The sequence below is a fragment of the Pseudomonas alkylphenolica genome, from assembly GCF_000746525.1.
Lineage (GTDB): Bacteria > Pseudomonadota > Gammaproteobacteria > Pseudomonadales > Pseudomonadaceae > Aquipseudomonas > Aquipseudomonas alkylphenolica.
The window spans coordinates 910,438-937,081 of the sequence record NZ_CP009048.1 but is presented as its reverse complement, the minus strand read 5'-3'; the positions used below and the strand labels follow the sequence as shown (position 1 = coordinate 937,081).

Here is a 26,644-nt window from a genome sequence, read left to right as displayed (position 1 = left end):
CATGTCGTTCTCTCAGAACAGCAACCTAAGCCACCGCGCGCGGTGGATAGATTCGTGTAGGTACAAAAGGAATCAGCAGGATCAGCGCCGCAGCCAGCACCGCCATGCACAGGTAGAGGTCAGCCGAGGCCAGCACCAGCGCCTGCTCGTGAATACGCTTGGCCAGGCCCGGCACCTGGCCGTCGGCCAGCGGCGAGTTGCCCAGGTTGTCGACCAGCGTGTTGGAATGAAAATGCCGGCGCAGGGTGGTCAGCGCCTCCAACACCCCGGTAGCAACCACCGAGGCCAGGCCCTTGACGGTGTTGAACCAGGCCGAGGCGAACGGGCCGTCCTGCGGGGTCATGCCGCCGGTGGCGAGCATCAGCAACGGCAACACGGCCATCGGTTGAGCGAAGATATGCAGCATCTGCAGCAGGTAGAAGTTGTCGCGAATCCACACGCTGGTGAGCTGGCTACCGAGCACGCAGGACAACGCCAGCATGCCCAGGCCGATAGCCAGGACCCAGCGGCAGTCCACTGCGCGGATATTGCACAGCGCCGCGGTCAACGGCAGCGCGAGTAGCTGCGGCAAGGCCACCAGCAGCAACAATGGCGCGGTCTGCGCGGGGCGATAACCCTGGATCTGGGCGAGATAACTGGAGGGGATGAGGATCGCCGCCGTCAGCACGATCAGCACACCAAACAAGGTGACCAGCGCGTGCGTCAGGTTGCGGGTCTTGAGCATCTGCAGCTTGAAGAACGGCAACGGCTCGGACCATTCGTTGAGCAGGAACAGCACCAGCAACACCAGGCCGCCACCCAGCAGCCAGCAGATCAACGGCGAGCTGAACCAGCCCATGCGATCGCCCAGGGTCAGGCCGATCACCAGCGCACAGATCGCCGGCAACCCCAGCAACAGGCCACGCCAGTCGAACTGTTTGAAACGTTCCAGGCGCAGCGGGTCCTGAGGCAGGCCCCAGGCCACGCAGGCCATGGCCAGCAATGAAGGCAGGATGATCTGCCAGAACGCCCACTGCCAACCGACATACTCGGTCCACAGGCCTGCCAGCGGTGTGCCCATGTTCGGCCCGAAGGTCGCGGTCAGGGCATAACCGGCAAGGCCATAGACCTTGATCCCCGGTGGCAGAAAGCGCAATGCGACACTCATCAGCATCGGCGGCAAGGCGCCCGACGCCAACCCTTGCAGGGTACGCAGCAGCATCAGGCTGGCGAGGTTCGGGGCATAGGGTTGCAACAGCCCGAGCACGGCGAAGACGCTGATGGCGCAGAGGGTAAAGCGACGCAGGGAAAAGGTCGCGGCCAGCCACGGCGAAAAGGCCATGGCTGAAACCGACGCCGCCGCGTACACGGCAATCAGCCAGGCACCTTCATCGGCACCGATAAACATGCCGCCACGGATGTCGGCCAGCGACGCCTTGGTGACCATCTCGTTGAGGCCGGCGCAGAGTACCGCCAGTAACACGCCGAGCAGCCCGACCACGATGCGCGGGGCAAGCCCGCTCCCACCGGGGCTGGCCACAGGCTTGGGCGCGACAGCTGTGGGCAGCGCAGTCAACGAACTCATTAAAAGACATCTCCGGGGGTGAACAACTACCGGCAGAAGTCTATGAAGCGGCAATGATGACGAAAACTGACATATTGGCAGTTTACTAGTGCAGCAAACGCATTCCGCTAATCAAGCGCTCTCGCTGCAACACGCCTTGAGGGTCTGGCGCAGCCAGCGGTGGGCCGGATCGTTGTCGAAACGCGGGTGCCAGGCTTGCATCACCGTCACCCGCTCCATCGGCAACGGAATGCGGAACGAGCGCAGTGGCAAGCCGAGCTTGGTCACGCTGGAGAGGATATTGGCCGGCATCGGCAGCAGCAGGTCGGAGTCCGGCAGGGAGAACATCGCCGAGTGAAAACTCGGGGTGATCAGGGCGACGCGGCGCTGCACCTTGTAGTTGCCCAGTTCGATGTCTATCGGCCCATTGGCGCGGCCACGACGCGACACGCTGATCTGCGGGTAAGCGGCAAAGCGCTCGGGGGTGATCGGCGCGTCGAAGATCGGGTGATCCTGGCGGGCCAGACCGACATAGATGGTGTTGAACAGACTCTGCACCTTGATCTCGGGGCCCAGGTCAATGGTCGAACTGACGAGCAGATCGGTGCGCCCGTCGCGCAGCACCGCATCGTCATCGCCACCGCTTTCCGGAACGAAGCGCAACACGGTACGCGGCGCCTGTTCGTGCATCATGCGCAGCAACTGCGCGCCATACAGGGCGATGAACAGGTCATTGGTGCGAATGTTGAACGCCCGGTCGAGCGTGGCCAGGTCGACTTCTTCACGGCTGCGGAACACCAGCCCGGCCTGCTCGACCAGCGCCCGCACCTGGTCATGCAAGGCCAGCGCCCGGGGGGTCGGCACCAGGCCGCGACCAGCGCGGACCAGAATCGGATCGCCAATCGCCTCGCGGATCCGCCCCAGGGTCCGGCTCATGGCCGCAGGGCTCAGGTTCATGCGCCGTGCAGCGCCGACCACACTGCCCTCATCGAGCAACGCATCGAGGGCGACCAACAGGTTCATATCCGGAATCTGCATTGCCAGGTATCCATGGGGTAAAAGACATTGATGTTAACAGCTCGGCAAAGCGCACCGGGTTGCGTTGCACACAACTACACAGTGCATGCCGGGCCATGTATCTGCGCCTGGCCTTGGCCAACAATAGTCGGCTCGAAACTGCCCCAGTGGAGCCGTGCATGCTCAGTCCCGTCTTGATCGCCATCGATGGCTCCAGTGCCTCTCACGGTTTGCTGGAGCTTGCGCACCAGTACTGCCAGACTGGCCGCCATCGCTTGCATGTGCTGCTGGCGGTCGACAGTGCGTTTTCCCTGAGTGATGGCCCCGGAGCGATCAGCCTGTACGAGCAACAGGAGTTTCCGGCCGCCACTGACGAGCAGCGCCATGCCGTTGCTGCCGTACAACAGGCGTTGCGACGGTTGCGGGCGTTGGGATTCGAGAGCGAAGGCAAGCTGGCTCAGAACGATCCGGTGACGGCGATTGTCAGCGAAGCCCAGCGGCTTGATTGCGCGTTGATCATCATCGGGCACCGGCACCTGAACCGCCTGGGGCGCTTGCTGGATCCGTCCATCAGCAACAAGGTCATCGATCAGGTGAAATGCCCGGTGTTGGTGGATTCGCGGAGTGCCTAAAGCGCTTCGCGGGGCAAGCCCGCTCCTACCGGCTCGGTGGGAGCGGGCTTGCCCCGCGATGGCTTCACCACCACCGTACAGGTCGTCCCCGCCGCCAGCAAAAAGCCCTCCGGTACTTCATCGATATGAATCCGCACCGGCACCCGCTGGGCCAGGCGCACCCAGTTGAAGGTCGGGTTGACGTCGGCGATCAGCTCACGGCTTTGCGGGTTGTCGCGGTCGTAGATGCCGCGGGAAATACTCTCCACATGGCCCTTGAGCACTTCACCGCTCATCATCTGCAGGTCAGCCTGGTCGCCGACTTTCACATGCGGCAGCTTGGTCTCCTCGAAGAAGCCATAGACCCAGAACGAATCTTTATCGACCACTGCCATCTTCGGCTCGCCAGTACGCGCATAGTCGCCGCGGTGCACGTTGAGGTTGGTCACGTAGCCATCGACGGTGGCGAGGATTTTGGTCCGTTTAAGATCCAGCTCAGCCGCCGCCAGCTGCGCCTGTGCATGCTGATAGTCGGCCAGCGCCGAGTTGGCGATGTTGCTGGCGTCGTCGCGGTTCTCGCGGGAGATCACCAGGTTGTCCATGTCCGCACGCCGGTGGGCGTTGACCTTGCGCATTTCCCAGGTGGCCTTGCGTGAGGCGACCAGAGCCTGGGCCTGCTTGACTGCGACTTCATAATGCTCAGGGTCGATCTGCAGCAACAGATCGCCCTTCTTCACCAACTGGTTGTCGCGCACCGGCACATCGACGACATAGCCCGGCACATCGGCGGCGACGTTGATGATATCGGCGCGCACCCGCCCGTCCCGGGTCCAGGGCGTGTTCATGTAATGCACCCAGAGCTGGCGGCCGATCACCACGGCAGCAGCCAGCACGAGCAAGGTGGCGATCAGGCTGAAAAACTTTTTCATCAACAGGGGTCTCAACGGTAGAGAGTCAGGGCCATGGAACCGAACAAACAGATAAACAGGCACAGGCGCAGCAGCGCCGGGTGCCAGAAAAACCGGTAGCCGTCATAACTTGCGATAAACCGGTCCAGGCCCCAGGCAAGCCCGGCGGCGAACAGGAACATCAGGGTCATGGTCGGCATGTAGACGCCATGGAAGGCGATTTCACGAGGCATGGGGCAGTCCTTGGGCCGGGGCCAGTGCGGCCAGCGGCGACTGGGGGTCGAGCAGCGAAGTACGGATGAAATGCAGGTAGCTCTGCACCCGGCGCAGGGCCGAGGTATCAAAGTGCCGGGCAAAGGGTTCGTCGGTGGCCTGCACGCGGCTGATGGCATGGTCCACGGCGACCAGGGCGCGCTCGTGGTTGCTCGCGCTCGGCTGCAGGAACAAGCGCGCCAGGGCCCGGCCCATGACCCGGATCGCCTGGCGCCAGGGTTGCGATTCGGCATAACACGGGTGCACCGGCAGGATCGCCTGCTCTTTGCGCAGCTCGATGATCGCGTGCCCGACCTCCAGCACCAGGAACATCCAGCGCAGCAGATTGCTCTGTACCTGAGGTTTACCGGCGGCCAGACCATAGGCCTGGTGCAGCAGGTCGCGGGTGCGGCTTTCAAAGCCCGATCCCAGGCCACGCAAGCGGCCGCTGATGGCGAACAGCACCTGGCTGCGCAAGTCCTGCTCCAGGCGGCTCCACAACCAGCGGCTGTTCGGCGGCAGGATGATCGCCCCGGCCGCGGCACATACCAGCATGCCGATGACCATGGCGATGTAGTCGTTGATGAAGTTGTAAGGGTTGTAGACCGTCAGGTTGTCCGGCACGGAACCGGTGGCAAAGAAGATCAGCAGGCCCAGACCGACACCGGCATACGCTGGCCGCGACGCCAGGAATGCGCCCAGCACGAACACCGGCGCCAGCACCAGGCAGAGCAAAGGGAAGCCGTCGATCCAGGGGAACACGAAGAAGGTTTCGAAGAAGCCGATGAACGCCCCGATCAAGGTCCCGCAGGCCATCTGGAACGACATCCGCTTGGGGTTCGGCGAGGCCGCCGACAAGCCCACGGTGGCGGCGGCGATCAAGGTCATCATCGCCCCGCTCGGCCAGGCCGTGAGGATCCAGAAGCTGCCGAGCACCAGCAGGATGAACGAAGCACGCAGCCCTGCCGCCAGCGATACCATCCAGTTGGTCTGCGCCACATACGGCTCGTCCCACTGCTCACGGGCATGGTTGTGCTCGGCCAGCGAGGCGTGCGTCAGGGCGTAGTTGTGCAGGTCATCGACAAAGCGGTACAGCAATTCGTAAGCGGTATGAAAATCGAGCAGATCGGCATCGCTCGGCCCGGTCTCGACATAGGCGGCGCGCAGGCTGCGCACCCGTTCCGGCAGGCCTTCCTTGTAGGCCGTCAGTTGCTCGGCCAGACGCGCGGCATCGGCACTGGTCAGCGCCCGCCCGGCATAGGCATCGAGCAGCTCGGTCAAGGCCTTGAGGCCGGGCTCGATCGCCGTGACGATCTGCAACGGGCCGCGCAGGCGCAGGCGCTCAAGCAACTGGTGCAAGGCGTTGAAGCGCGTGGTGATGGCCATGAACTCACTGTTCATGCGCCCCAGCCGACCATTGCGTCGGCGCATGTGCGGGTCTTCGAAAGCAGTGACATTGCGCAGGCTTTCCAGGCCAACCGCTTCAGCGACAAAACGTACGTTGCTGCTTTCGAAGCGATCGCGCTGGCTGTCGCCACGCAGGCCTTCGACGACAAAACCGGCGAACACCCCGAAGCGCTGGTACAGGGCATTGCGCATCGCCGCACTGGCCGACTGCGGCAGGATCGCGGCGCTGACCAGGGTCGACACCAGAATCCCCAGGGAGATTTCCAGTACCCGCCAGACTGCCGCCATGAACGCGCCGTCCGGGTGCTCCAGGGCGGGAAGTCCGACCATCGCGGCGGTGTAACCGGCCAGCACGAAACCGTAGGCCTGAAAGGTCCGATAGCGCATGGCACCGGCCGAGCACAGGCCCACCCAGATCGCCAGGCTCGGCAGGAACAGTTCGGTGTTCTGCGGAAACAGGGCGATCAAGGTGACCATCATCGACGAGCCGGCCAGGGTCCCGAGCAAGCGCCAGAAGCTCTTGGCAAACACGTGCCCGCTCTGCGGCTGCATGACGATGAACACCGTGATCATCGCGGTGCGCGGCTGCGGCAACTCCAGGCGCATGGCCAGCCACAGGGTCAGGAACGCGGCGCTGAGGACCTTGAAGATGTAGACCCAGGTCACCCCGTCGGTGCGTGCCCACTCAAAGAAACCACGACGCCATTCAAGACTTGCCAACCAGCGAAACGGCAGGGTCAGTGCGCTCATTCGGCACGGTCCGGCTTGTCGAAGATGGCCAGGGTCGCCGGGGTTTTCGGCGCCTGTTGTTTATCTTCATCCGGTACATCGTTGCCAGCACCGAGGCCGCCACCCAGGGCAGTGACCAGCTCGGCATGCGCGGTCAGGCGCGCGGCCTGGACCTGCTGCTGGATCTGTTGCTGGCGGAACAGCAAGGTCTGGGCGTTGAGGACATTGAGGTAATCGGTCAGGCCGCGCTGGAAGGCGATCATGGCAATGTCGTAGGTCTTCTGCGCCGACGCCACCGACTCGGCCGCAAAATGCTGCTGCTCGTTCATCGACTCGCGGCGAATCAGCTGATCGGAGATGCCCTTGAGGGCCTCGACCACGGTCTGGTTGTAGCGCGCCACGGCGATGTCATAACCGGCTGAGGCGACACCCAGTTGCGAGCGCAGGCGGCCGCCGTCGAACACCGGCAGGCTGATGGCGGGACCGACGTTGTAGTTGAACTTGCGCCCGGTCAGAAACTCCAGCGGACCACCGCCGGTGGCCATGAAGCCGAGCCCGCCAACCAGGTCGACGTTGGGGAAAAAGCCGGCGTGGGCGACGTCGATACCACGTGCCTGGGCCGCGACCTGCCAGCGGCTGGCAACCACGTCCGGACGCTGGCCGACCAGCTCGGCAGGCAACGCCGACGGCAGTTTCAACGCAGCACCAAGGGCCAGTTGCGGACGTTGCAGCTGCGCGCCCTCGCCCGGGCCTTTACCGGCCAACGCCGCCAGCTGGTTGCGCGCCAGGGCGATTTCTTCATTCAGCGCATCGAGCTGACGATGGGTTTCCGGCAGCGGTGTCTGCGCCTGGCTGACTTCGAAATGGGTGCCGATACCGCCGGCCAGGCGCCGTTCGGCCAGGGCCAGGATCTGCTCCTGTTGTTCGAGTTCGGCCTTGACGATATCGCGCTGGGCGAAATGCAGGGACAGCTGGATGTACACCTTGACGATGTTGTTCTGCAGTTCCAGCTGCGCCTGGCGCAACTGCGCCGCGCTCATGTGGGCCATGTCCACGGCCTGTTCGCTGGCATTGCGCTCGCGGCCCCAGAGGTCCAGGGCGTAACTGAAGCCGAGGGCGGCGTTGTTGTCCCAGGTGTTGGCCCCGGACAAGGCCCCCGGGCCATAGAACTGGTCTTCCGGCCAGTTGTGGCGCTTGAGTGTCGACTCGCCGTTGACCTGCAGTTTCTCGGCAGACTCGACCACCCCGGCCATGGCTTTGGCCTCACGCACTCGCGCAGCGGCCATGGCCATGCTCGGGCTGTCGTTGACTGCCAGGGCGATCCAGCGGTCCAGTTGTGGATCGCCATAGGCGCGCCACCACTGCTGGTCAGGCCAGTGGGCATCACGGGCGGCCTCGCGGATCGCCTCGTCGGTGGTCAGGGTATTGGCTTGCAGCGTCTTGCTTTGCGGGGCAATGCCCCAGGTTCCGATACAGCCGCTCAAGGTCAAGCTAAGGGCACAGACACTGAGCGCATTCAGCGCTCTGATGATGCGACGCGGCACAGCTGCGAATTCCCGACGTAGAAGGTGGATGACGCTTGGAGACGCAATTCTAGGGGGCCGCCGCACTGGCGATAAGCGTGTATTACTGCGAATCTTTGTTACGAAAACAGCGATAATCCGGCTTTAGTCTGAAGACCGCCTCGGTTACTTCATGTCACAATTTGTCGTCTACTTTGAGAGCGACCCATGGACACCCTGCAAAACATGCGTGCTTTTAGTTGCGTAGCCCAGGTCGGCAGCTTTACTGCCGCGGCTGTGCACCTGGATACGACCACCGCCAACGTCTCGCGGGCGGTCTCCAATCTTGAAGCCCATCTGCAAACCCGCCTGCTCAACCGCACCACCCGGCGCATTGCCCTGACCGAGGCCGGCAAACGTTACTTGATGCGTTGCGAACAGATCCTCACCTATGTCGAGGAAGCCGAGGCCGAGGCCAGCGACGCGCATGCCCGTCCGGCCGGGCAGTTGAAGGTGCATTCGATGACCGGCGTCGGCCAGCATTTCGTCATCGATGCCATCGCCCGCTACCGCGAAACCCACCCGGACGTGACCTTCGACCTGACCATGGCCAACCGCGTGCCGGACCTGCTCGACGAGGGCTACGACGTGTCCATCGTGCTGGCCAGCGAGCTGCCGGATTCGGGCTTCGTGTCCCAGCGCCTGGGCATCACCTACAGCATCGTCTGCGCCTCGCCCGACTACGTGAAACGCCACGGCATCGCGCACAAGCCCAGCGACCTGCTCAACCATTCCTGCCTGCGCATGGTCAGCCCGGTGATCCCGCTGGAAAAATGGCTGTTCGACGGTCCGGAAGGCCAGGAAGTGGTGAACATCACCCAGGCGCCGTTCCAGGTGAACTCGGCGGATGCGATGAAGACTGCGATCCGCAGTGGCATGGGCGTCGGTGTATTGCCGATCTACTCGGCCATCGACGGGCTGCGTGACGGCTCGCTGGTACGGGTGATGCCCGATTACCGTTTGCAGGAGCTGAACCTGTACGCGATCTATCCGTCGCGCCAGTACCTGGATGCCAAGATCAAGACCTGGGTCGAGTACCTGCGCAACTCGTTGCCGGAAATCCTCGCCGCCCATGAGGCAGACCTGAAGACTCATGAGCTGCTGATCGCCAACTGAATCATCGCGGCGCAAGGCCGCTCCTACAGTGGGAGCGGCCTTGCGCCGCGAAAGGGCCACACAACCATCACCGCCTTGCAGAGAAGTAGCCGATGAAAAAGACTGTCCTTGCCTTCAGCCGCATCACCCCGGCGATGGTCGAACGCCTGCAGCAAGACTTCAACGTGATCGTGCCGAACCCCAAGCTCGGCGATATCAGTGCCCAGTTCAACGAAGCCCTGCCCGATGCCCACGGCCTGATCGGTGTGGGTCGCAAGCTTGGTGAAGCGCAGCTGGCCAACGCCGGTAAACTGGAAGTGGTGTCGAGTGTGTCGGTGGGCTACGACAACTACGACCTGAACTACTTCAATGCACGTGGCATTGCCCTGACCAACACCCCCGACGTACTGACCGAAAGCACTGCCGACCTGGGCTTCGCCCTGCTCATGGGCAGCGCCCGCCGCGTTGCCGAGCTCGATGCCTGGACCAAGGCCGGGCAATGGCAAGCCACCGTCGGCCCGGCGCAGTTCGGTAGCGATGTGCACGGCAAAACCCTGGGGATCGTTGGCCTGGGCAACATCGGCGCGGCCATTGCCCGCCGTGGGCGCTTCGGCTTCAACATGTCGGTCATCTATAGCGGCAACTCGCGCAAGACCGCGCTGGAGCAGGAACTCGGCGCCCAGTTCCGCAGCCTGGATGAATTGCTGGCTGAAGCCGATTTCGTCTGCCTGGTGGTGCCGCTTGGGGCCCAGACCAAACACTTGATCAGCAGCCGTGAACTGCAACTGATGAAGCCCAGCGCCTTCCTGATCAACGTATCGCGTGGGCCGGTGGTGGATGAGGCGGCGCTGGTGGAGGCCCTGCGCAATGGCACCATTCGCGGTGCCGGGCTGGACGTGTATGAGAAGGAGCCGCTGGCCGAATCGCCGCTGTTCCAGTTGCCCAACGCCCTGACCTTGCCGCATGTCGGTTCGGCCACCGCCGAAACCCGTGAAGCCATGGCCAACCGGGCCATCGATAACCTGCGCAGCGCCCTGCTGGGTGAGCGGCCGCGGGATTTGGTCAACCCGCAGGTTTGGAAGTAAAACCTATCGCGGGGCAAGCCCGCTCCCACCGGCACTGTGATATGCCGGTGGGAGCGGGCTTGCCCCGCGAAAAGGCCTACCTCAAAGCAACAACAGCAGCGCCAACCTTGAACTTGGGCTTCCTGAACACCAACACATTCCCCAGCATCACCAGCACCAGCCCAGACAGCGCAGGCGCCGTCCACTGATACCCCTCGTAGAACGCCGATACATTCAACGCCACCAGCGGGAACAACACCGTGCAATACGCCGCACGCTCCGGTCCCATGCGCCCGACCAGGGTCAGGTAGGCAGTAAAGCCGATCACCGAGCCCGGAATCACCAGATACAGCAGCGAGCCGATGTAGCGCGTATTCCATTCCATATCGAAAGGAATGCCGCTGAACAGGCAGTACGCCGCAAGCATCCCGGCACCATAAAGCATGCCCCAGGCATTGGTGGTCATAGGCCGCAGGCCGGCCTTTTGCTGCAAGCTGGAGAGCATATTGCCCGCCGAAAAGCACAAGGTGCCGAGCAAGGCCAGGGCCAGCCCGATCAGGGTTTCACGACTGGCGGCATGTCCCGACAGCTCGGGCCAGAACAACAGACCCAAACCGCACAGGCCGAGTGCGCCGCCACCGAGAACATTGGCGGCGATCTTCTGGCCGAAGAACACCCGGGCATTGAGCGCGTTCCACAAGGTCGCGGTGGAAAACACCACGGCGATCAGCCCGCTGGGGATCCATTGGCTGGCCGTCAGAAAGCACATGAAGTTGACGCAGAACAGGCAAAAGCCCTGGGCCAGGCAGATGCCATGACCACGACGGTTCATCGGCTGCAGGCGGCGGCTGAGCAGCAGAATGGCGAACAGGATCAGCCCGGCCAGCGCGAAGCGATAGACAATCGACACGGGAATGGCGACCACGCCCAGTTGCAGTTTCAGGGCAATCCAGGTGGTGCCCCAGATCAATACGGTCAGCAGGTACAACGACAGGTTCATGGCAGCACTCCTCGCATCCAGGCCGTCAGTCTCCGGCCGAGCGGGCTGAGTGCGCTTGCAGATTCTTGCGCTTTTGCTGCGCCCGCTGCTGTCAGCCGTTGTGCAGCGGAGTAGGATGACCGCCAGAGGTAGCGCACATGAACGCGTTGGACCAGCTGCAAGTTTTCAAAGCCATGCACGACTCACCCCATGCCCGTCTGGAGCACAGCGCGCACCTGGGTGACGGCCTGGCAGCAGCCTTGTGGAACAACCGTCACGACGCCCGCGACTACGAAGCGCCGACCCACCACACCCTGTCCTGCTACATCGCCGACGGCACCGGCACCTTCCGCCGTGACCAGCCCAGCCACAAAGGCGCGCCCGACAAACTGTGCATCATGCCTGCCGGTTCGGCGTCGCATTGGGTGGTCAATGGCTCGATCCGCCTGGCGCACCTGTATATCAGCCAGGAGCAGTTCGCCCTCGGTTGCATCAGCCTGCTCGACCGCGAACCGCGTGAACTGCAATTGCAGGAAGCAACGTTCCTCGACGACCCCGAGCAAGCGCGCCGCTTTCGCCAACTGATCGCCCAGAACTGGGATGAACCGGGCGAGCGCCTGCTGACCAGCACCCTGGCCCACGACATTCTCGACCATGCGGTACTCAACCAGGTCGGCCTGCGTCAGGGTCTGCGTCTCAAAGGCGGGCTGGCCGCGCACCAGCGCCGGCAACTGAGCGAGTACATCGAAGGGCATCTGGACCAGGCGTTGAGCCTGGGTGAGCTGGCGGCGCTGTGCAACCTGTCCGAGTACCACTTTGCGCGGATGTTCCGCGAAAGCTTCGGCCTGCCACCGCACCAATACCTGCTGGCCCGGCGCCTGGCCACGGCACGTAAACTACTGCGCTTTGGCGAACTGCCTTTGGGCGAAGTCGCGTTGCAGTGCGGCTTTGCCAGCGCCAGCCACTTCAGCAACCGCTTTCGCCAGGCGTTGGGGGCGACGCCCGGTGCTTACCGGGCGGCCTTCAGGTGCTAGATCAGCCTAACCGGGCAACATCACCAACACTGGCCCCAGTACCAGGCTAAGCCCAAGCAGCCCAAGCAACAGCCGTGGTTGATAAGGCAGCAGGAACACCCAGAGCGTAACGCCCGCCATCAACACCGCAAACAGCTCGACCAGGCCCATGGCCCAGCCGCTGTTATGCACGGCCAGGGACAGCGCCAGCAACTGCAACAACCAGCCAGCGATTCGCAGGATGCGCAAACGCGCCGCGCTGGGCGCGCTGCCGAGCAGGTCCTTGTAGTGTTTCTCCATGGCCAGACACAGGCAGGCGAAACCGGCAAAACCAAACAGGGTAACGGCCAGCATCAGCTCACCTCGCTTTCGATCAGGTTGGCGCTGGCCGCTTTCGCCGCCTTCGGCGCACGCTTGGCGACCACCACCGGCGGGCGCCACATTTTGCGCGCGCCCCAGGCGAAGAACAGGCCGCAGCCCAGCGCCGTCAGGTCGAATCCGGCCATGGCCCAGTCACCGACCGTAATCGAATGAATCAACCCCTGCCCTGTGGTCAATTGATTGAGCAGCGGCAAGCCGGCCCACAACAGCGCAGCCAGTCCCAATTGCTCGGCCCAGGCGCGACGCCCCGGTCGCAGCATGGCGTGCACCACCGACAGCGCCCAGAGCAGGAAGAAACTGTTCACTTCCCACCCGGCACGGCCTTCCAGACCCACCGGCAGCAAGCGATTGGCCCAGAAGAAGGCCGCGACACCGAGCAACAGGCCGCTCATGCTGGCGATGTTCAACACCTCCACCAGACGCAACTCGAAGGGCTGTGTGCCGCTCTTGGCGTGTTTGAGCTGACGCTTGCCCAGCCACAGCACCAGACCGGTACCGATCACCGCCGTGCCGGCCACACCGAACAAGAAGTACAGCCAGCGCAACCAGGGGCCGGCGAACATGCCCATGTGCAGGCCGTACATACCGCCGGCAATCACCACCGGGACAGCTTCGGTTTTGCTGTCGTTTTGCAGCGTGCCATTGACGCCATCGAACACCCAGCCACCACCACGCTGATAGGCAATGCCATCACCGCCATGCCGGGAGAAACGCACGCGGGCATTCTGATCACCCGGGTTTTGCACTTCGATCCAGCCGTGGCGGCTGCCCGGCGCCTGTTCCTGGAACGCCTGGTAAAGCGCCGGCAGCGGCAGCAACGGCGCGGCAACACCGGCCACCTTGACCTCTTCGGACGCACCGAACAGATCATTGAAGTAAGCCCGGGTGTTATCGCCATAGCTGGCAATGATGCTGGCCGGCATCACCAGCGACATGAAGATCACCAGGCTGCTGTAGCTGATCATCAAGTGAAACGGCAGCACCAGCACACCGATGGCATTGTGGCCATCCAGCCAGGAGCGCTGGCCTTTGCCTGGGCGGAAGGTGAAGAACTCCTTGAAGATCTTCTTGTGGGTAATGATGCCGGTCACCAGCCCCAGGAGCATGATGAACGCGGCGAAAGTCGACAGCCAGCGGCCCCAGGGATGAGGCATCTCCAGCTGAAAGTGGAAGCGATAGAAAAAATCGCCGCCGCGGGTCTCGCGGGCCTGGACCTCTGCGCCAGTGGCAGGGTCGAGGTTTTTTTCAATGAAACCACGGCGCCCGGCCCCCTCTGCCCGCCAGCCGACACTCAGGCCCGGCTCGCGTGCTTCCGGCAGGCGAATGAACCAGCTGCCGGCATTGGGCGCGTGCTCCTGCAGGTAGCTCTGCGCCAGCGTCAGGCTGGCCAGCGGATCATGCGGTCGAACCGGTACCTCGGGCTGGGCCCAGTGATTGATCTCCTCCTTGAAGTAGGACATGGTCCCGGTGAGGAAAATCGCAAACAACAGCCAGCCGAAGATCAGCCCGGTCCAGGTGTGCAGCCAGGCCATAGCCTGGCGAAAGCCCTCTTTCATCAGTTTTTCATCCAGTAGGCCAGTCCATTGATTGCGCCCAGCACCAGGCTCGGCAGCAACACCCCCAGCCAGGCCTGCCAGGCGCTGCGACTGGCAAAGCACCAGAGAAAGGCCACCAGGTAGAACAGAAACGACAGCATCATGCCGCTGACCACCGCTTCAGCCTTGGGCATCGGCGCCAGCAGGGTGATACAAACGCTGGCCAGCGCCGCCAGCAGATAGCCACCGAATACGGCGGCCAGGCAACGTGAGGTCACGGCCAGGCGATAGCTGAGGGGCAGCCCGGCGGCTTTGCTTTTCATGGCATCCATTCCTGGTGAAGATCCACCAATAGTAATGATTTATATTCTCATAGGCAAAGCCGCTGGCCTTATCCTCAGAACGACAGGTCGACGCCCACGGTGTAGCGGCGGCCATCCAGTACGGTCTGGTAGTTCTGGTAGTCGACTTCCTTGTTGAACACGTTGTAGACACCGGCCAGCAGTTTCACGTTCTTGGTCACCCGGTAGGTGCCGCCGAGGTCAACGAAGGTGTAGGACGGCGTGCCATCGGACATGGTGGTGCGGCCCAGGTAGTCAGAGGTCTTGCCGCGATAGTTCAGGCGCGCCCAGGTGCCCAGCTGGTCGGTGGTCTGCCAGTCCAGAGTGGCGTTGACCATGTGCCGTGGCATCTGGTTCAGGGCCTTGCCCTTTTGCGGGCCGCTCTTCTGCTCGGAGTCGGTGAAGGTGTAGTTGGTGGCAAGCTTCAGGGCCTGGGTGATTTCCCAGTCCAGGGTCGCTTCAATACCACGCATCTGCGCCTCGTCGACGTTCACCCGGTCACTGATGAACTTGTACGAAGTACCGCCAATCTGACACTGGCCCGAGGCATTGCCAGTGCTGTCGGTGCAGCGGCGGGTTTCGGTGATCTTGTCTTTGAAGTCGGTGTTGAACACGGTCAGACCGGTGGAGAAGCCTTCCAGGTTGTCCCAGATGAAACCGATCTCTTGACTCAGGCTCTTCTCCGGCTTGAGGCTGGAGTTACCGACGATGATTGCCGGGTCGCCACCGCCACCGGTGATCTGGCCCCAGTCATCCACGGCGGCGCGGATGTCCGGCGAACGATAGCCGCTGGATACACCACCCTTGACGGTCCAGTGCTCGGTCGGGTGATACACCCCGTACAGGCGTGGCGACCAATGTGTACCGTAGTTTTCGTCACGGTCCATGCGAATGCCGCCGGTCAGGGCAAAGTCTTCGGTCAAGCGCCATTCATCTTCGGCAAACAGTGCCCACGACCAGCGCGTCAGCTGGTTAACGTCGGACGCCGCAGCCAACTGGTTACCTTCATCGCTCAGGTCTTCGTATTTATACGAGCCGCCAATGGTGGTGATGTGCGAATCGCTGAAGAACGACACCTGCGAGTTGAGCACGGTGTTTTCCAGCTCCATGCGCCGGCCCGGGTTTTCGATCTTCTCGCGCTGCAGGTAGCTGTCGGTGGTGATGCTGTCCCAACGGCCGGAGTGGCTGATGGCGAAGTTGGTGCGCTCGTAGTCGCTGAAGCTATCGGACGAGCGTGCCGACTTGCCTTTGTGGGCATAGCGATCCTGCTCGGATTTGCCCGCTTCGAAGGTGATGTCGTTGTGTGCATCGGGGGTGAACGAAAGCTTGGCCGTGCCGCTGTCGGTGCTCTGCTCGTTGAAGCCGTTGGTGATGTGGTCTTCGTCGCGACGCGAACGCTGGCCATAGAGCTGCAAGCCGACCAGATTCTCGATCAGCGGCCCGGAGACGAACGCGCTGGTACTGTTGTAGTCGCCGGAGTCGGAGCGGTCCTGGAAGGTCGCTTCGCTGCGCACGCCGCCATACCAGTTGGGGGTCACTTTGCGGGTGATGATGTTGATCACCCCGCCCATGGCGTCGGAGCCGTACAGCGACGACATTGGCCCACGGACCACCTCGATGCGCTCGATCGCCTCAAGCGGCGGCATCCAGCCTTGCTCGATCCCGGCACCGTCACTGTTCGGGCGGGTCGCCCGCGAGTCCTGGCGCTTGCCGTCGACCAGCATCAGCGTGTACTTGGAGGCCATGCCACGGATGCTGATGTCGCTGGAACTGGCGCCACCGGTTACCACTACACCCGGCACATCCTTCAGGGCATCGGTCACATCACGGTAGGACTTGTTCTCGATCTGCTCGCGGGTAATCACCGAAATCGACGCCGGGGCATCCTTGATTTGCTGGGAGAAACCCGAGGCGGTAACCACCACGTTGTCCAGCTCCATGGGCTTCTGGCCTTCGGCACTGGCCTGGGCGGAGTACAACGAGCAGAGGGTAATGGCGAGGCAGGATCGAGTAAAAAGCGGGGACACGTAGAGCTCTCCCTGAGAAATGTAAAGGTTTGGTAAACCACTTAGGGAGCGAATGCTATTTATTCTCAAATGAGAGTACAGCTTATTTACGTTATTTACATTTTCCGCCCTGCGCTTTTGCCGTCAGTCAGCGGCTGATTGCCGAACAGCCCGCGAAAACACTACAATGAGAACAATTCTTATTCTGTTGCGCATTCTGGCGCCGGAGTTTTTACGGTGCCCAGTGCCTCTTCTTCCTCGCTCGAAGGCCTCTACCACGCCCATCACAACTGGTTGACCGGTTGGTTGCGGCGGCGCCTGGGCTGCCCGGACAACGCCGCCGACCTGGCCCAGGACACCTTCATGCGCTTGCTGCAGGCCCGCGAAACACCGGTGCTCAACGAGCCGCGGGCGTTCCTCACCACCGTGGCCAAGCGCGTGCTGTGCAACCACTACCGGCGTCAGGACCTGGAGCGCGCCTACTACCAGGCTTTGGCGCAATTGCCGGAAGAACTGGCGCCCTCGGAGGAACACCGAGCAATCATCTTCGAGACCCTGCTGGAGCTTGACCGCCTGCTCGATGGCCTGGCGCCGTTGGTCAAACGCGCGTTCCTGCTGGCCCAGGTCGACGGACTGAGCTACGGCGAAATCGCCGCGCAGCTGAACATCTCTCTGGCCACGGTCAAGCGCTACCTGAACAAGGCGGCCATGCGCTGTTACTTCGCCCTGTGAACAACGCCCATCAGGAATTCTCGCCGCAGGTGGCCAAACAGGCCGTGCACTGGCTGATCGAACTGCAGGGCGGCGCACTCGATCCGCGCCAGCAGCAGGCCATGCAGCAATGGCTGCAAGCCCATGAAGAACATCGCCGGGCCTGGGAGCATATCCAGCGGGTCAACCAGCGTTTGCGCGGGTTGTCTTCGCCACTGGCTCATGCGGCGTTGCAGGCACCGCGTTCGGCCAGCCGCCGGCGGGCACTGAAGACCTTGCTGATTCTCGGCGTCGGCGGCGCTGCCGGCTTGAGCCTGCAACCGCACAACCCGCTGCCCAGCCTGCTTGCCGACTACCGCAGCCCGGTGGGCGAGCGCCGCCGTCAGCAACTGGACGATGGCAGCCAGCTGCACCTGAACACCCGCAGCGCCGCCGATGTGCGCTTCGATGCCGAGCAACGTCTGGTGCGCCTGCTCGAAGGGGAAATCCAGCTCACCGTCGCCGAGGATGCCCGGCCTCTGCATTTGCTCAGCGATTTCGGCCTGCTGCAACTGAGCAGTGGTCGTTACAACCTGCGTCAGTTCGAGCGCTACAGCTTGCTCAGCGTCCACCAAGGCAGCGCCAGCCTGGCCGGCAACAGCCTGGCCGCTGGCCTGCAAGCACGCTTCAATGGCCCGCAGTGGCAGGCCAGCCAGTTGCTCGACAGCAATGCCGGGGCCTGGGTCGAGGGCATGCTGGTGGCCGCGCACATGCGCCTTGGCGACTTTCTCGATGAGCTGGGCCGCTATCGCCGAGGTCAGCTCAATTGCGCCCCCGAAGTCGCCGAGCTGCTGATTTCCGGCAGTTATCCACTGGCTGACAGCGAACGCATCCTCGACCTGCTCGAGGTTGCCTTACCGGTACGGGTTCGGCGCTTTACGCGCTACTGGGTAAGTGTCGAAGCACGGGCCTGAAAAAATTTCAAAACACCTGAGCCGTTTTTTCATCTCGCGTGACAGAGAAGGCAGAACCCTTTGCTTTGACCTTCTCAAGGACCCCTTGCATGCCCCTTCGCCCGAGCCCACTTGCCCAAGCCCTTCGTGCATTCCTGTTCGGCGCTGGCCTGAGCGTTGCCGCCGTCCCAGCCCTGGCTGACGAGCCTGCAGCACGCAGCTACCGCATCGCGCCGATGTCGCTGGAAAGCGCCCTGAACCAGTTCGGTCGGGAAAGCGGCGTGCTGATCTCGTTCGGCTCCCAGGTCACCCGCGGTGTGCAGAGCCCGGGCCTGGACGGCCAGTACAACCCGCAACAGGCGCTCGATATCCTGCTCCAGGGCAGCGGCCTGCAGGCCCGTGCCGAAGGTGAAAACGCCTTCAGCCTGCAACCGGCAGCCACTGCCAACGCGCCTGTAGAGCTGGGTACGTCGACCGTGGTCGGCGACTGGCTGGGGGCAGCTGAACAGGACAATGTCTTCGAGCATCCCGGTGCCCGCGATGTTATCCGTCGCGAAGAATTCGAACGTCAAGGCGCCACCACCGCCCGTGAAGTGCTTAACCGCATTCCCGGGGTCAACGCCCCGGAAAACAACGGCACCGGCAGCCATGACATGGCGCTGAACTTCGGCATCCGCGGCCTCAATCCACGCCTGGCATCGCGCTCCACGGTATTGATGGACGGCATTCCGGTGCCCTTCGCACCCTATGGTCAGCCACAGCTGTCGTTCGCCCCGATCAGCATGGGCAACATGGACGCGGTAGACGTCGTGCGCGGCGGCGGTGCGGTGCGCTACGGCCCGCAGAACGTCGGCGGCATCGTCAACTTCGTGACCCGCGCGATTCCTGATGAGCCGACCGTCAAAGCCGGCTTCCAGACCCAGACCAGCCCGTCGTCCAGCCACGACGGCTTCAAGACCAGCGCCAACCTGCTCGCCGGTGGCACCAATGACAACGGCCTGGGCGGCGCGCTGCTCTACTCCGGCACCCGCGGTGGCGACTGGCGCGAGCACAGCGACACACAGATCGACGACCTGATCCTCAAGGGCAAACTGCAGCTCGACGAAGCCAACAGCCTGCACGCCATGGCCCAGTACTACGAGGGTGAAGCGCAGATGCCCGGCGGCCTGAACGTCGCCGATTACGATGCCGATCCGTATCAGTCGACCCGCTTGCAGGACAAGTTCTGGGGTCGCCGGACGATGTTCAACTTCGGTTACGACTACAAGGAAGACGCCCGCCAGTTCAGCGTCAACAGCTTCTTCACCAAAACCCTGCGCAGCGGCTATCTGGACCAGGGCAGTTTCGTCTCGCTGTCGCCGCGTGAATACTGGGTACGCGGGATCGAAACGCGCTTCTCCCAGGGCTTCGCGCTCGGTGAGAGTTGGCATGAAGTCGGCGTCGGCTACCGCTACATCAACGAAGCCGGCCACGAGCTGCGCTACCGCGAACCGATCAGCGCCAACCAGCTGCCAACCACCGCCAGCCGCAACGACCGCGACACCCGCGGCAGCACCGAAGCCCATGCGTTGTTCCTCGATGACCGCATCGACATCGGCCAGTGGACCATCACCCCGGGCATCCGTTACGAGATGATCGATTCCGAGCAGAGCAACAAGCTCAGCGGCCAGCGCTACCAGGGCGACTACAACACCGCCCTGCCGGCGTTGAACGTGATGTATCACCTGACCGACAGCTGGAACCTGTATGCCAACACCGAAGGTTCCTTCGGCAGTGTGCAGTACAGCCAGATGCCCAACCGCGTCAGCAGCGGCGAAGTCAAACCGGAAAAAGCCCGGACCTGGGAGCTGGGTACGCGCTATGACGATGGCCTGCTGCAGGCCGAGATCGGTGCATTCCTGATCAACTTCGACAACCAGTACGAAAGCAACCAGACCAACGACTCGGTGATTGCCCGCGGTGAAACCCGCCATCAAGGCATCGAGACCAGCGTCAAGTACGCCCTCGAGGGCCTGAACCCTGCCCTGGCCGGTTTCGACGTGTATGCAACCTACGCCTTTGTTGATGCGAAAATCCGTGAAGACGGGCCGAACAAGGGTAATCGTGTACCCTTCTCGTCACGTCACAAAGGCACCCTCGGCGTTGCCTACACCGAAGGCCCGTGGCAGCTGAACCTGGACAGCACCTATCAGAGCGACCAGTACGCCGACAACGCCAATACCTCCAGCGAAAGTGCCGATGGCAGCACCGGACGCATCCCTGGCTACATGCTCTTCAGCAGCCGCGCGGCCTATGATTTCGGCCCGCAACTGTCGAACCTGAACGTCGCCGTTGGGGTGAAGAACATCTTCAATCACCAGTACTTCACGCGCTCCTACGATGACAACAACAAGGGCAAGTATGTCGGTGAACCTCGTACGGTATACCTGCAGACCTCCGTCGCGTTTTGATCCAGCGCATGCAAAAGCCCGGCCGAAGCCGGGCTTTTTGCAACAAGAAATTTATCTTTCAAAAGGACTTGAAATGTTGCGCCAAGTGCCTGACCTTGTAGTCAAGAGGCGATGGTTTCCACAGGCCGCAAAGGCCCCATCGATTCTCTTGCGAGCTAGCTGAATAAGGGATTGAACTATGCAAATCCAAGTCAATAGCGACAACCATATTCAAGGCAACATTCGACTGGAAGAGTGGGTCCGCAGCACCGTAGAAAGCACGCTCGAACGATTTGATGAAGACCTCACCCGCGTCGAGGTCCACCTGCGCGACGAGAATGGCGACAAGCCAGGTCCGCACGACAAACGCTGCCAGATGGAGGCACGCCCAAAAGGCCATCAACCGATTTCCGTAAGCCACAAATCTGCATCGCTCGACCAGGCTGTCGAGGGTGCCGCGATCAAGCTCAACCACGCCCTGGAGCACTTCTACGGCAAGCTGCGCAGCAAACGCGCGGTTACCCAGCAAAGCGTTGACGGTGCCCAGAACGACGGTTTGCTACAGGAAGAATTTCTGGAGAACGAGCAAGCTCGCAGTATTAGCTGAATGACATAACGCAGACGGTAAAAAGGCGAGCCCGGTGGGCTCGCCTTTTTTATTGCAACAACTGCCTTGAAACCAGACCCGGTGGGAGCGGGCTTGCCCCGCGATTGCAGTGTTGCAGTCACATCGCATCGCGGGGCAAGCCCGCTCCCACAGACCGCCATCCCAACGGATGTTATTTACTTTCTTCGATCTCTTTGCCGCTCGCATCGATAGCCTTGGTCGACGGGTACTGGTAAGACGCATAACGCACCACCAGAATCGCAAACGCCAACAGCAGGATGCCGCCACACACGTACAACAAGCCGACATCCGGCGCTTTATGGTGCGAGACATCGCCGATCAGCAGACGCGTCAGTGCGGTGATCGCCACATAGAGCAGGAAGCGGATCGGCATGTGGTTGGTCTTGAAGTAGATCCCCACCATCGCCCCCAGCTCGAGGTAGATGAACAGCAGCAGGATGCCATCGACGCTGACACCGCCCTTGCCGAGCATATCGATGAAGGTCGCCACCGCCGCATAGGCAGTGATCGCACCGATGCCGAACAGGGCCAGGTAGTGAAATGCTTCGACGCAGAGGTTGCCCAGCGAGTCCGCCGAGCCATGCAGGCCTTTGCGCAGTTTGTCTGCCCATTTGATGTTCACGATTTCGCTTTCCTTGATACGGCTGGGAGGATGATGCGCCACGCGCATGACGCTTTTTCTGCATGCAGTAAAAAGGCCAGGGGCTGTGTTTGAGAAGGCGACCAAACGCCGCAAGGCACAGCCATCGCTGGCTGTGCCTTGTGCTTTCAACCGTAGGTTGGAAAAACCGTGTTATTCCAGTGCCGAAGCCGGGCCGAAGAACTCGTAGCGGCTCTGCTTCTCAGGAACGCCGAGGCCCTTGAGGTGCCCCTTGACCGTGGCCATGAAGCCTTTCGGGCCGAGGAAGTAGGCATCCAGGTCGCGCTCCTGAGGCAGCCATTCGTTCAACTGGTCGGCCGTCAGCAGGCCAACGGCATCGGCAGGTTCACTGACACCATCGTCTTCGGCATAGCAGTAGAAGCGTTTGACCTGCGGGTAACGCGCCGCCAGACCATCGACCCAGTCACGGAACGCGTGCACCGCACCGTTGCGTGCGCAGTGGATAAAGTGCACCAGACGACCGCTTTCCAGCGCCGCTTCCAGCATCGGCAGGGTCGGGGTGATGCCGACGCCGCCGCTGATCAGCACCAGCGGCTTGTCGCTGGCACTCAAGGTGAACTCGCCCGATGGCGGGAACAGCTTGATGGTGTCGCCCACGGCCAGTTGCTCGTGCAGGTAGTTGGAAACCTTGCCACCGGCCTCGCGCTTGACGCTGATGCGGTACTGACCGGCATTGCTCAGGGCCGACAACGAATAGTTGCGGCGCTGTTCCACGCCGTCGATGAACAACTGCAGGCCGATGTACTGACCGGGTTCGGCGCTGAGAATCGCACCACCATCGAGCGGAGCGAAGTAGAAGGAAACGATCTCGCTGCTTTCGTCGACGCGCTGCACCAGTTTGAAGTCGCGCGCACCACGCCAGCCACCCGGAGCGGCGGCTTTCTGGGCATAGATGTCGCCTTCGGCACCGATGAGGATATCGGCCAGTTGCTGGTAAGCGGCGCCCCACGCAGCAATCACCTCAGGGGTGGCGATTTCCTTGCCGAGCACTTCTTCAATGGCGCGCAACAGGCAGCTACCGACGATCGGGTAATGTTCCGGAAGGATCTGCAAGGCCACATGCTTGTTGATGATCTGGCCGACCAGACCACCGAGCTGTTCGAGCTGGTCGATGTGCCGGGCATACATCAGTACACCGTTGGCCAGGGCCCGAGGCTGGTCGCCGCTGGCCTGGTGCGCCTGGTTGAACAGCGGACGCACTTCCGGGTATTCGCTGAGCATCAGTTTGTAGAAGTGAGTGGTCAGCGCCTCACCGCCGCTTTCCAGCAGGGGAACAGTGGCTTTGACGATTGCACGATCCTGGGCATTGAGCATGGATGACTCCTGAGCCTGTGGCTTCTTGATGAATGCCTTGGCTAATTCAGTTTCCATGCCAACTTTAAAATCCTTATAAATCAATGAGTTATATTTTACAGAGTCATAAAGACCAGGAATGCAATATAGTCAATAAGACCAACAGGAGTCTTTATGACCGCAAAATCCCTGCTCACCGCCCTACTGCCGCTGGTCAGCGACCTGGCCCGCGACCTGCCCGAGCGCGAACGCTACCGACGCCTGCTCGAAGCCATGCGCAGCCTGTTGCCCTGCGACGCTGCCGCACTGCTGCGCCTGGACGGTGACTGGCTGGTGCCGCTGGCGGTCGATGGCTTGAGCACCGACACCCTTGGGCGGCGCTTCAAGGTCAACGAACATCCGCGCTTCGAGGCGATTCTCGGTAACAGCGCACCCACCCGCTTTGCCAGCGACAGCGAGCTGCCCGACCCTTACGACGGCCTGGTCGAAGGCCTGCACCAGCACCTGGAAGTCCACGACTGCATGGGCTGCCCGCTGTACGTCGATGAGCAGCCCTGGGGCCTGATCACTCTCGATGCGCTGGACCCGGAGCAGTTCCAGCAGGTCGAACTCGATGCCCTGCAGGCCTTCGCCAGCCTGGCAGAAGCCACGGTCAACGTCGCCGAGCGCATCGAGCGCCTGGCGTTGCGCGCCGAGGATGAGCATGAACGCGCCGAAGTGTATCGCCAGGCCAGCGGCCAGCAGCACAAGGAAATGATTGGTCAGAGTAAAACGCACAAACGCCTGCTGGAGGAAATCCAGCTGGTCGGCAGCAGCGACCTGACCGTGCTGATCACCGGTGAAACCGGGGTCGGCAAAGAACTGGTGGCCCAAGCCATTCACCAATCCTCAAGCCGTGCCGACAAGCCGATGATCAGCCTCAACTGCGCAGCCTTGCCCGACACCCTGGTAGAAAGCGAGCTGTTCGGCCATGTGCGCGGCGCCTTTACCGGCGCCGTCGGTGAACGCCGCGGCAAGTTCGAACTGGCCAACGGCGGTACGCTGTTTCTCGACGAAGTCGGCGAGCTGTCGCTGACGGTACAGGCCAAGCTGTTGCGCGTGCTGCAGAGCGGGCAATTGCAGCGACTGGGCTCAGACCAGGAACACCGCGTCGACGTACGTCTGATCGCCGCCACCAACCGCGACCTGGCCGATGAAGTACGCAGCGGACGTTATCGCGCCGACTTCTATCACCGTCTGAGTGTCTACCCGCTGCTGGTGCCGCCGCTGCGCGAACGTGGGCGCGATGTGCTGCTACTCAGCGGCTACTTTCTCGAACAGAATCGCTCGCGCATGGGCCTGGGCAGCCTGCGCCTGAGCGCTGAAGCTCAGGCCGCGCTGCTGGCCTACGACTGGCCGGGCAACGTGCGTGAACTGGAGCACCTGATCGGCCGCTCGGCGCTCAAGGCCCTCGGCCAGCATCGCCAGCGCCCGAAGATTCTGACCCTGGATGCTGCCGACCTGGACCTGAGACCTGTCGAGCCTGTAGCCAATCACAGCCAGGCACCGCTACCTGCCGAAGTGCCCCTGCCTGGCGGCGACCTGCGCCAGGCCCTCGATGATTACCAGCGCCAGCTGATCCAGGCCTGCCTTGAGCGTCATCAGCACAACTGGGCCAGCAGCGCCCGCGAACTGGGCCTGGACCGCGCCAATCTCGGTCGCCTGGCCAAGCGCCTGGGTCTACGCTGATTTGTGCAAGCGATTAAAGCCACGGACTGGCGGGTCGATAACCCGGCATCTCCCCATTTCAATCTGTCCTGAAGGTGCCTATGGCCTCGCAAAATGCCCGCGCGGACTCGCTGTCGTTGCTGCTGTTCACTCTGCGCAGTGGCAAGCTGATGGCGATCAACCTGCTCAAGGTCAGTGAAATCATTCCCTGCCCGCCGCTGACCAAACTGCCGGAGTCGCACCCCCACGTCAAAGGCGTGGCCACCCTGCGTGGCAACTCGCTGTCGGTGATCGACCTGTCCCGGGCCATTGGCGAACGGCCGCTGGAAGATCCCCAGGGCGGCTGCCTGATCGTCACCGACATCAGCCGCTCCAAGCAGGGCCTGCATGTGCAGGCGGTGAGCAAGATCGTGCATTGCCTGAGCACCGACATCAAACCGCCGCCCTATGGCTCGGGCAGCAAGTCGTTCATCACCGGCGTCACCCGGGTCGACAACACCCTGGTGCAGGTGCTCGACATCGAAAAAGTCATCCATGGCATCGCCCCGCCTGCTCACGAAGTGCTCACCAGCGAGTTGAGCGCGGATGATGCGTCGCTGCTAGCCGCCACCAATATCCTGGTGGTCGATGACAGCCAGGTCGCCCTGCAACAATCAGTGCACACCCTGCGCAGCCTCGGGATCGAGTGCCACACCGCGCGCAGTGCCAAGGATGCGATCAACACCCTGTTGGAGCTGCAAGGCACCGAGCAGGAGATCAACGTGGTGGTCTCGGATATCGAAATGTCCGAAATGGACGGCTACGCCTTCACCCGCACCCTGCGCGACACCCCGGACTTCAAGCACCTCTATGTACTGCTGCATACCTCTCTGGACAGTGCCATGAACAGCGAAAAAGCCAGGCTCGCCGGGGCCAATGCGGTGCTGACCAAATTCTCCTCGCCGGACCTGACCGATTGCCTGATCGTCGCCGCCCGCGCCGTGGCCTTCGCAGAAGGCTGACACACAAGCGCTGAGGGTTGTGCTTGAAAGTGCCTGAACCTCAGGCACAATCGAGCCCATTGTCTATCGAGTCCCCGCTAAACCGTGAACACTGCCCAAACTGGCGATATCCGCTTCGACTGCACCGGCTGCGGCAAGTGCTGCACCGGCCACCACGTCCCCCTGACCCTGAGCGAAGCCCGCCAATGGACGAGCTCCGGCGGCCAGCTCATCGTCCTGGTCGAAGCCTTCCTGGCCAACGGCCTGGGCTTGCCCGCCGATCAGCGCGAACATGCCTTGCGCCGTTCCTGGCCGGTGCCGTGCGGTAGCACCGAGGCGCATGTGGCGATCACCTTCGCCGCCTTCAACCCCGAACGCTGCCGCAACCTGGATGCCGATGACCGCTGCACCATCTACGAAACCCGGCCACTGGTGTGCCGTATCTATCCGATGGAAATCAACCCGCACATCCCCTTGCGCCCCGAAGCCAAGGACTGCCCCAGCGAAGCCTGGCAAAGCGGCCCGCCATTGATTCACGGCCAGCACCTGGTCGACCGGCGCCTGGCCGAGCTGATCGAACGCTCGCGCCAGGCCGACCGCGACGATATCCGTGGCAAAGTTGCTATCTGCCAGGCACTGGGTATCGATACCAGCGCCTTGAAAGGTAACGGCTTCACCGCCTATTTGCCTGACACCCAGGCCCTGGCCCAGGCACTGCAAGAAGTCCGCCCCGAGGGACCGGTCGCCCCCTGGACCCTGCATGTGCTCGACCCGCAGCTGTGCGAACAACTCGAGGCCTGCGGTGCCCGGATCCGCAGCGAAGCGGCCGGGCACTACGGTTTCATCGGTTTTTGATCAAC

The 26,644-nt window shown here is 62.4% G+C and carries 24 protein-coding genes; 11 read left to right on the top strand and 13 right to left on the bottom strand.

Translation table 11 applies throughout. The features are described from left to right. Positions 1-25: 25 nt before the first annotated feature. Both PSAKL28_RS04410 and PSAKL28_RS04405 read right to left on the bottom strand, forming a co-directional pair. Positions 26-1,564 carry an MFS transporter gene (locus PSAKL28_RS04410; RefSeq protein WP_038607069.1) on the bottom strand — a complete coding sequence of 513 codons (1,539 nt, stop codon included), beginning with the start codon at positions 1,562-1,564 and terminating at the stop codon, positions 26-28. 111 nt (positions 1,565-1,675) lie between these two features. Continuing rightward, the gene (locus PSAKL28_RS04405; RefSeq protein ID WP_038607066.1) at positions 1,676-2,581 is read right to left on the bottom strand and encodes a LysR family transcriptional regulator; all 906 of its coding nucleotides are present in this window, start codon (positions 2,579-2,581) and stop codon (positions 1,676-1,678) included. Positions 2,582-2,739: 158 nt separating this feature from the next. Between PSAKL28_RS04405 and PSAKL28_RS04400 the strand changes: the two genes are divergently transcribed. Continuing rightward, positions 2,740-3,192, top strand: a complete 453-nt coding sequence (locus PSAKL28_RS04400; protein ID WP_038616248.1) for a universal stress protein — start codon at positions 2,740-2,742, stop codon at positions 3,190-3,192. On the opposite strand, the gene PSAKL28_RS04395 is transcribed toward PSAKL28_RS04400, so the two are convergent. From PSAKL28_RS04395 to PSAKL28_RS04380, 4 genes are read right to left on the bottom strand one after another with little or no spacing between them, the layout of a single operon-like run. Beyond that, positions 3,189-4,100, bottom strand: coding sequence for an efflux RND transporter periplasmic adaptor subunit (locus tag PSAKL28_RS04395; protein WP_051939168.1), 912 nt, complete (start codon positions 4,098-4,100; stop codon positions 3,189-3,191). The genes PSAKL28_RS04400 and PSAKL28_RS04395 overlap by 4 nt on opposite strands. An 11-nt stretch (positions 4,101-4,111) precedes the next feature. Further along, positions 4,112-4,312 (bottom strand): DUF1656 domain-containing protein, encoded by a 201-nt coding sequence (locus PSAKL28_RS04390; RefSeq protein WP_038607063.1) that lies wholly within the window; start codon positions 4,310-4,312, stop codon positions 4,112-4,114. Further along, positions 4,302-6,488: an FUSC family protein gene (locus PSAKL28_RS04385; protein ID WP_038607061.1), complete on the bottom strand. Its 2,187-nt coding sequence runs from the start codon at positions 6,486-6,488 to the stop codon at positions 4,302-4,304. Before PSAKL28_RS04385 ends, PSAKL28_RS04390 begins: the two co-directional genes overlap by 11 nt. Continuing rightward, entirely contained in the window at positions 6,485-8,011 is a 1,527-nt protein-coding gene (locus PSAKL28_RS04380; protein ID WP_038607058.1) for an efflux transporter outer membrane subunit, read from the bottom strand. The genes PSAKL28_RS04385 and PSAKL28_RS04380 overlap by 4 nt, the downstream gene beginning before the upstream one ends. A gap of 186 nt (positions 8,012-8,197) precedes the next feature. Here PSAKL28_RS04380 and PSAKL28_RS04375 point away from each other — a divergent pair, with 186 nt between their 5' ends. Together PSAKL28_RS04375 and PSAKL28_RS04370 are read left to right on the top strand one after the other, a co-directional pair. Continuing rightward, positions 8,198-9,145, top strand: a complete 948-nt coding sequence (locus tag PSAKL28_RS04375; protein ID WP_038607055.1) for a LysR family transcriptional regulator — start codon at positions 8,198-8,200, stop codon at positions 9,143-9,145. Between the two features lie 92 nt (positions 9,146-9,237). Further along, a complete protein-coding gene (locus tag PSAKL28_RS04370; RefSeq protein ID WP_038607052.1) occupies positions 9,238-10,209 on the top strand; it encodes a 2-hydroxyacid dehydrogenase in 972 nt (323 codons plus the stop codon). 76 nt (positions 10,210-10,285) lie between these two features. On the opposite strand, the gene PSAKL28_RS04365 is transcribed toward PSAKL28_RS04370, so the two are convergent. Then, positions 10,286-11,188 (bottom strand): DMT family transporter, encoded by a 903-nt coding sequence (locus tag PSAKL28_RS04365; protein WP_038607049.1) that lies wholly within the window; start codon positions 11,186-11,188, stop codon positions 10,286-10,288. 137 nt (positions 11,189-11,325) lie between these two features. On the opposite strand from PSAKL28_RS04365, the gene PSAKL28_RS04360 reads away from it, so the two are divergent. Beyond that, complete coding sequence (locus PSAKL28_RS04360; RefSeq protein ID WP_038607046.1) at positions 11,326-12,201, top strand: helix-turn-helix domain-containing protein; 876 nt, start codon at positions 11,326-11,328, stop codon at positions 12,199-12,201. A 6-nt stretch (positions 12,202-12,207) separates the two neighbouring features. Here the strand turns inward: PSAKL28_RS04360 and PSAKL28_RS04355 are convergent, their stop codons facing one another. From PSAKL28_RS04355 to PSAKL28_RS04340, 4 genes are all read right to left on the bottom strand, one after another. Then, complete coding sequence (locus PSAKL28_RS04355) at positions 12,208-12,534, bottom strand: DUF3325 domain-containing protein (RefSeq protein WP_038607043.1); 327 nt, start codon at positions 12,532-12,534, stop codon at positions 12,208-12,210. After that, positions 12,534-14,117 (bottom strand): PepSY-associated TM helix domain-containing protein, encoded by a 1,584-nt coding sequence (locus PSAKL28_RS04350; protein WP_038607040.1) that lies wholly within the window; start codon positions 14,115-14,117, stop codon positions 12,534-12,536. The genes PSAKL28_RS04355 and PSAKL28_RS04350 overlap by 1 nt, the downstream gene beginning before the upstream one ends. Further along, positions 14,117-14,419, bottom strand: coding sequence for a DUF3649 domain-containing protein (locus PSAKL28_RS04345; protein WP_038607037.1), 303 nt, complete (start codon positions 14,417-14,419; stop codon positions 14,117-14,119). Before PSAKL28_RS04345 ends, PSAKL28_RS04350 begins: the two co-directional genes overlap by 1 nt. A gap of 74 nt (positions 14,420-14,493) precedes the next feature. After that, positions 14,494-16,464, bottom strand: a complete 1,971-nt coding sequence (locus PSAKL28_RS04340; RefSeq protein WP_038607034.1) for a ligand-gated channel protein — start codon at positions 16,462-16,464, stop codon at positions 14,494-14,496. 216 nt (positions 16,465-16,680) lie between these two features. Here PSAKL28_RS04340 and PSAKL28_RS04335 point away from each other — a divergent pair, with 216 nt between their 5' ends. The 4 genes from PSAKL28_RS04335 to PSAKL28_RS04320 all read left to right on the top strand — a co-directional run bounded on the left by PSAKL28_RS04335 (position 16,681) and on the right by PSAKL28_RS04320 (position 21,122). Next, complete coding sequence (locus PSAKL28_RS04335; RefSeq protein ID WP_038607031.1) at positions 16,681-17,175, top strand: sigma-70 family RNA polymerase sigma factor; 495 nt, start codon at positions 16,681-16,683, stop codon at positions 17,173-17,175. After that, positions 17,172-18,107, top strand: a complete 936-nt coding sequence (locus PSAKL28_RS04330) for a DUF4880 domain-containing protein (RefSeq protein WP_038607028.1) — start codon at positions 17,172-17,174, stop codon at positions 18,105-18,107. Before PSAKL28_RS04335 ends, PSAKL28_RS04330 begins: the two co-directional genes overlap by 4 nt. 89 nt (positions 18,108-18,196) lie before the next feature. Further along, positions 18,197-20,536 carry a TonB-dependent Fe(3+) dicitrate receptor FecA gene (fecA, locus tag PSAKL28_RS04325; protein WP_038607025.1) on the top strand — a complete coding sequence of 780 codons (2,340 nt, stop codon included), beginning with the start codon at positions 18,197-18,199 and terminating at the stop codon, positions 20,534-20,536. Between the two features lie 178 nt (positions 20,537-20,714). Next, positions 20,715-21,122, top strand: coding sequence for an HPF/RaiA family ribosome-associated protein (locus PSAKL28_RS04320; protein WP_038607024.1), 408 nt, complete (start codon positions 20,715-20,717; stop codon positions 21,120-21,122). Positions 21,123-21,294: 172 nt separating this feature from the next. Here the strand turns inward: PSAKL28_RS04320 and PSAKL28_RS04315 are convergent, their stop codons facing one another. Beyond that, a complete protein-coding gene (locus tag PSAKL28_RS04315) occupies positions 21,295-21,765 on the bottom strand; it encodes a phosphate-starvation-inducible protein PsiE (RefSeq protein ID WP_038616243.1) in 471 nt (156 codons plus the stop codon). 171 nt (positions 21,766-21,936) lie between these two features. Then, positions 21,937-23,118 carry an NO-inducible flavohemoprotein gene (gene hmpA / locus PSAKL28_RS04310; protein WP_038616241.1) on the bottom strand — a complete coding sequence of 394 codons (1,182 nt, stop codon included), beginning with the start codon at positions 23,116-23,118 and terminating at the stop codon, positions 21,937-21,939. A gap of 153 nt (positions 23,119-23,271) precedes the next feature. Between hmpA and norR the strand changes: the two genes are divergently transcribed. The 3 genes from norR to PSAKL28_RS04295 all read left to right on the top strand — a co-directional run bounded on the left by norR (position 23,272) and on the right by PSAKL28_RS04295 (position 26,639). Beyond that, positions 23,272-24,825 carry a nitric oxide reductase transcriptional regulator NorR gene (gene norR, locus PSAKL28_RS04305; RefSeq protein WP_038607022.1) on the top strand — a complete coding sequence of 518 codons (1,554 nt, stop codon included), beginning with the start codon at positions 23,272-23,274 and terminating at the stop codon, positions 24,823-24,825. Between the two features lie 80 nt (positions 24,826-24,905). Then, positions 24,906-25,805 carry a chemotaxis protein gene (locus PSAKL28_RS04300; RefSeq protein WP_038607019.1) on the top strand — a complete coding sequence of 300 codons (900 nt, stop codon included), beginning with the start codon at positions 24,906-24,908 and terminating at the stop codon, positions 25,803-25,805. Positions 25,806-25,889: 84 nt separating this feature from the next. Further along, positions 25,890-26,639: a YkgJ family cysteine cluster protein gene (locus PSAKL28_RS04295; protein WP_038607016.1), complete on the top strand. Its 750-nt coding sequence runs from the start codon at positions 25,890-25,892 to the stop codon at positions 26,637-26,639. The last annotated feature ends 5 nt before the right edge of the window (positions 26,640-26,644 follow it).

What these genes read in the sequence shown, in the direction of transcription:
- PSAKL28_RS04410 (WP_038607069.1), bottom strand. Translation starts at nt 1,564, where the DNA reads ATGAGTTCGTTGACTGCGCTGCCCACAGCTGTCGCGCCCAAGCCTGTG.
- PSAKL28_RS04405 (WP_038607066.1), bottom strand. Translation starts at nt 2,581, where the DNA reads ATGCAGATTCCGGATATGAACCTGTTGGTCGCCCTCGATGCGTTGCTC.
- PSAKL28_RS04400 (WP_038616248.1), top strand. Translation starts at nt 2,740, where the DNA reads ATGCTCAGTCCCGTCTTGATCGCCATCGATGGCTCCAGTGCCTCTCAC.
- PSAKL28_RS04395 (WP_051939168.1), bottom strand. Translation starts at nt 4,100, where the DNA reads ATGAAAAAGTTTTTCAGCCTGATCGCCACCTTGCTCGTGCTGGCTGCT.
- PSAKL28_RS04390 (WP_038607063.1), bottom strand. Translation starts at nt 4,312, where the DNA reads ATGCCTCGTGAAATCGCCTTCCATGGCGTCTACATGCCGACCATGACC.
- PSAKL28_RS04385 (WP_038607061.1), bottom strand. Translation starts at nt 6,488, where the DNA reads ATGAGCGCACTGACCCTGCCGTTTCGCTGGTTGGCAAGTCTTGAATGG.
- PSAKL28_RS04375 (WP_038607055.1), top strand. Translation starts at nt 8,198, where the DNA reads ATGGACACCCTGCAAAACATGCGTGCTTTTAGTTGCGTAGCCCAGGTC.
- PSAKL28_RS04370 (WP_038607052.1), top strand. Translation starts at nt 9,238, where the DNA reads ATGAAAAAGACTGTCCTTGCCTTCAGCCGCATCACCCCGGCGATGGTC.
- PSAKL28_RS04365 (WP_038607049.1), bottom strand. Translation starts at nt 11,188, where the DNA reads ATGAACCTGTCGTTGTACCTGCTGACCGTATTGATCTGGGGCACCACC.
- PSAKL28_RS04360 (WP_038607046.1), top strand. Translation starts at nt 11,326, where the DNA reads ATGAACGCGTTGGACCAGCTGCAAGTTTTCAAAGCCATGCACGACTCA.
- PSAKL28_RS04355 (WP_038607043.1), bottom strand. Translation starts at nt 12,534, where the DNA reads ATGCTGGCCGTTACCCTGTTTGGTTTTGCCGGTTTCGCCTGCCTGTGT.
- PSAKL28_RS04350 (WP_038607040.1), bottom strand. Translation starts at nt 14,117, where the DNA reads ATGAAAGAGGGCTTTCGCCAGGCTATGGCCTGGCTGCACACCTGGACC.
- PSAKL28_RS04345 (WP_038607037.1), bottom strand. Translation starts at nt 14,419, where the DNA reads ATGAAAAGCAAAGCCGCCGGGCTGCCCCTCAGCTATCGCCTGGCCGTG.
- fecA (WP_038607025.1), top strand. Translation starts at nt 18,197, where the DNA reads ATGCCCCTTCGCCCGAGCCCACTTGCCCAAGCCCTTCGTGCATTCCTG.
- PSAKL28_RS04320 (WP_038607024.1), top strand. Translation starts at nt 20,715, where the DNA reads ATGCAAATCCAAGTCAATAGCGACAACCATATTCAAGGCAACATTCGA.
- hmpA (WP_038616241.1), bottom strand. Translation starts at nt 23,118, where the DNA reads ATGCTCAATGCCCAGGATCGTGCAATCGTCAAAGCCACTGTTCCCCTG.
- norR (WP_038607022.1), top strand. Translation starts at nt 23,272, where the DNA reads ATGACCGCAAAATCCCTGCTCACCGCCCTACTGCCGCTGGTCAGCGAC.
- PSAKL28_RS04300 (WP_038607019.1), top strand. Translation starts at nt 24,906, where the DNA reads ATGGCCTCGCAAAATGCCCGCGCGGACTCGCTGTCGTTGCTGCTGTTC.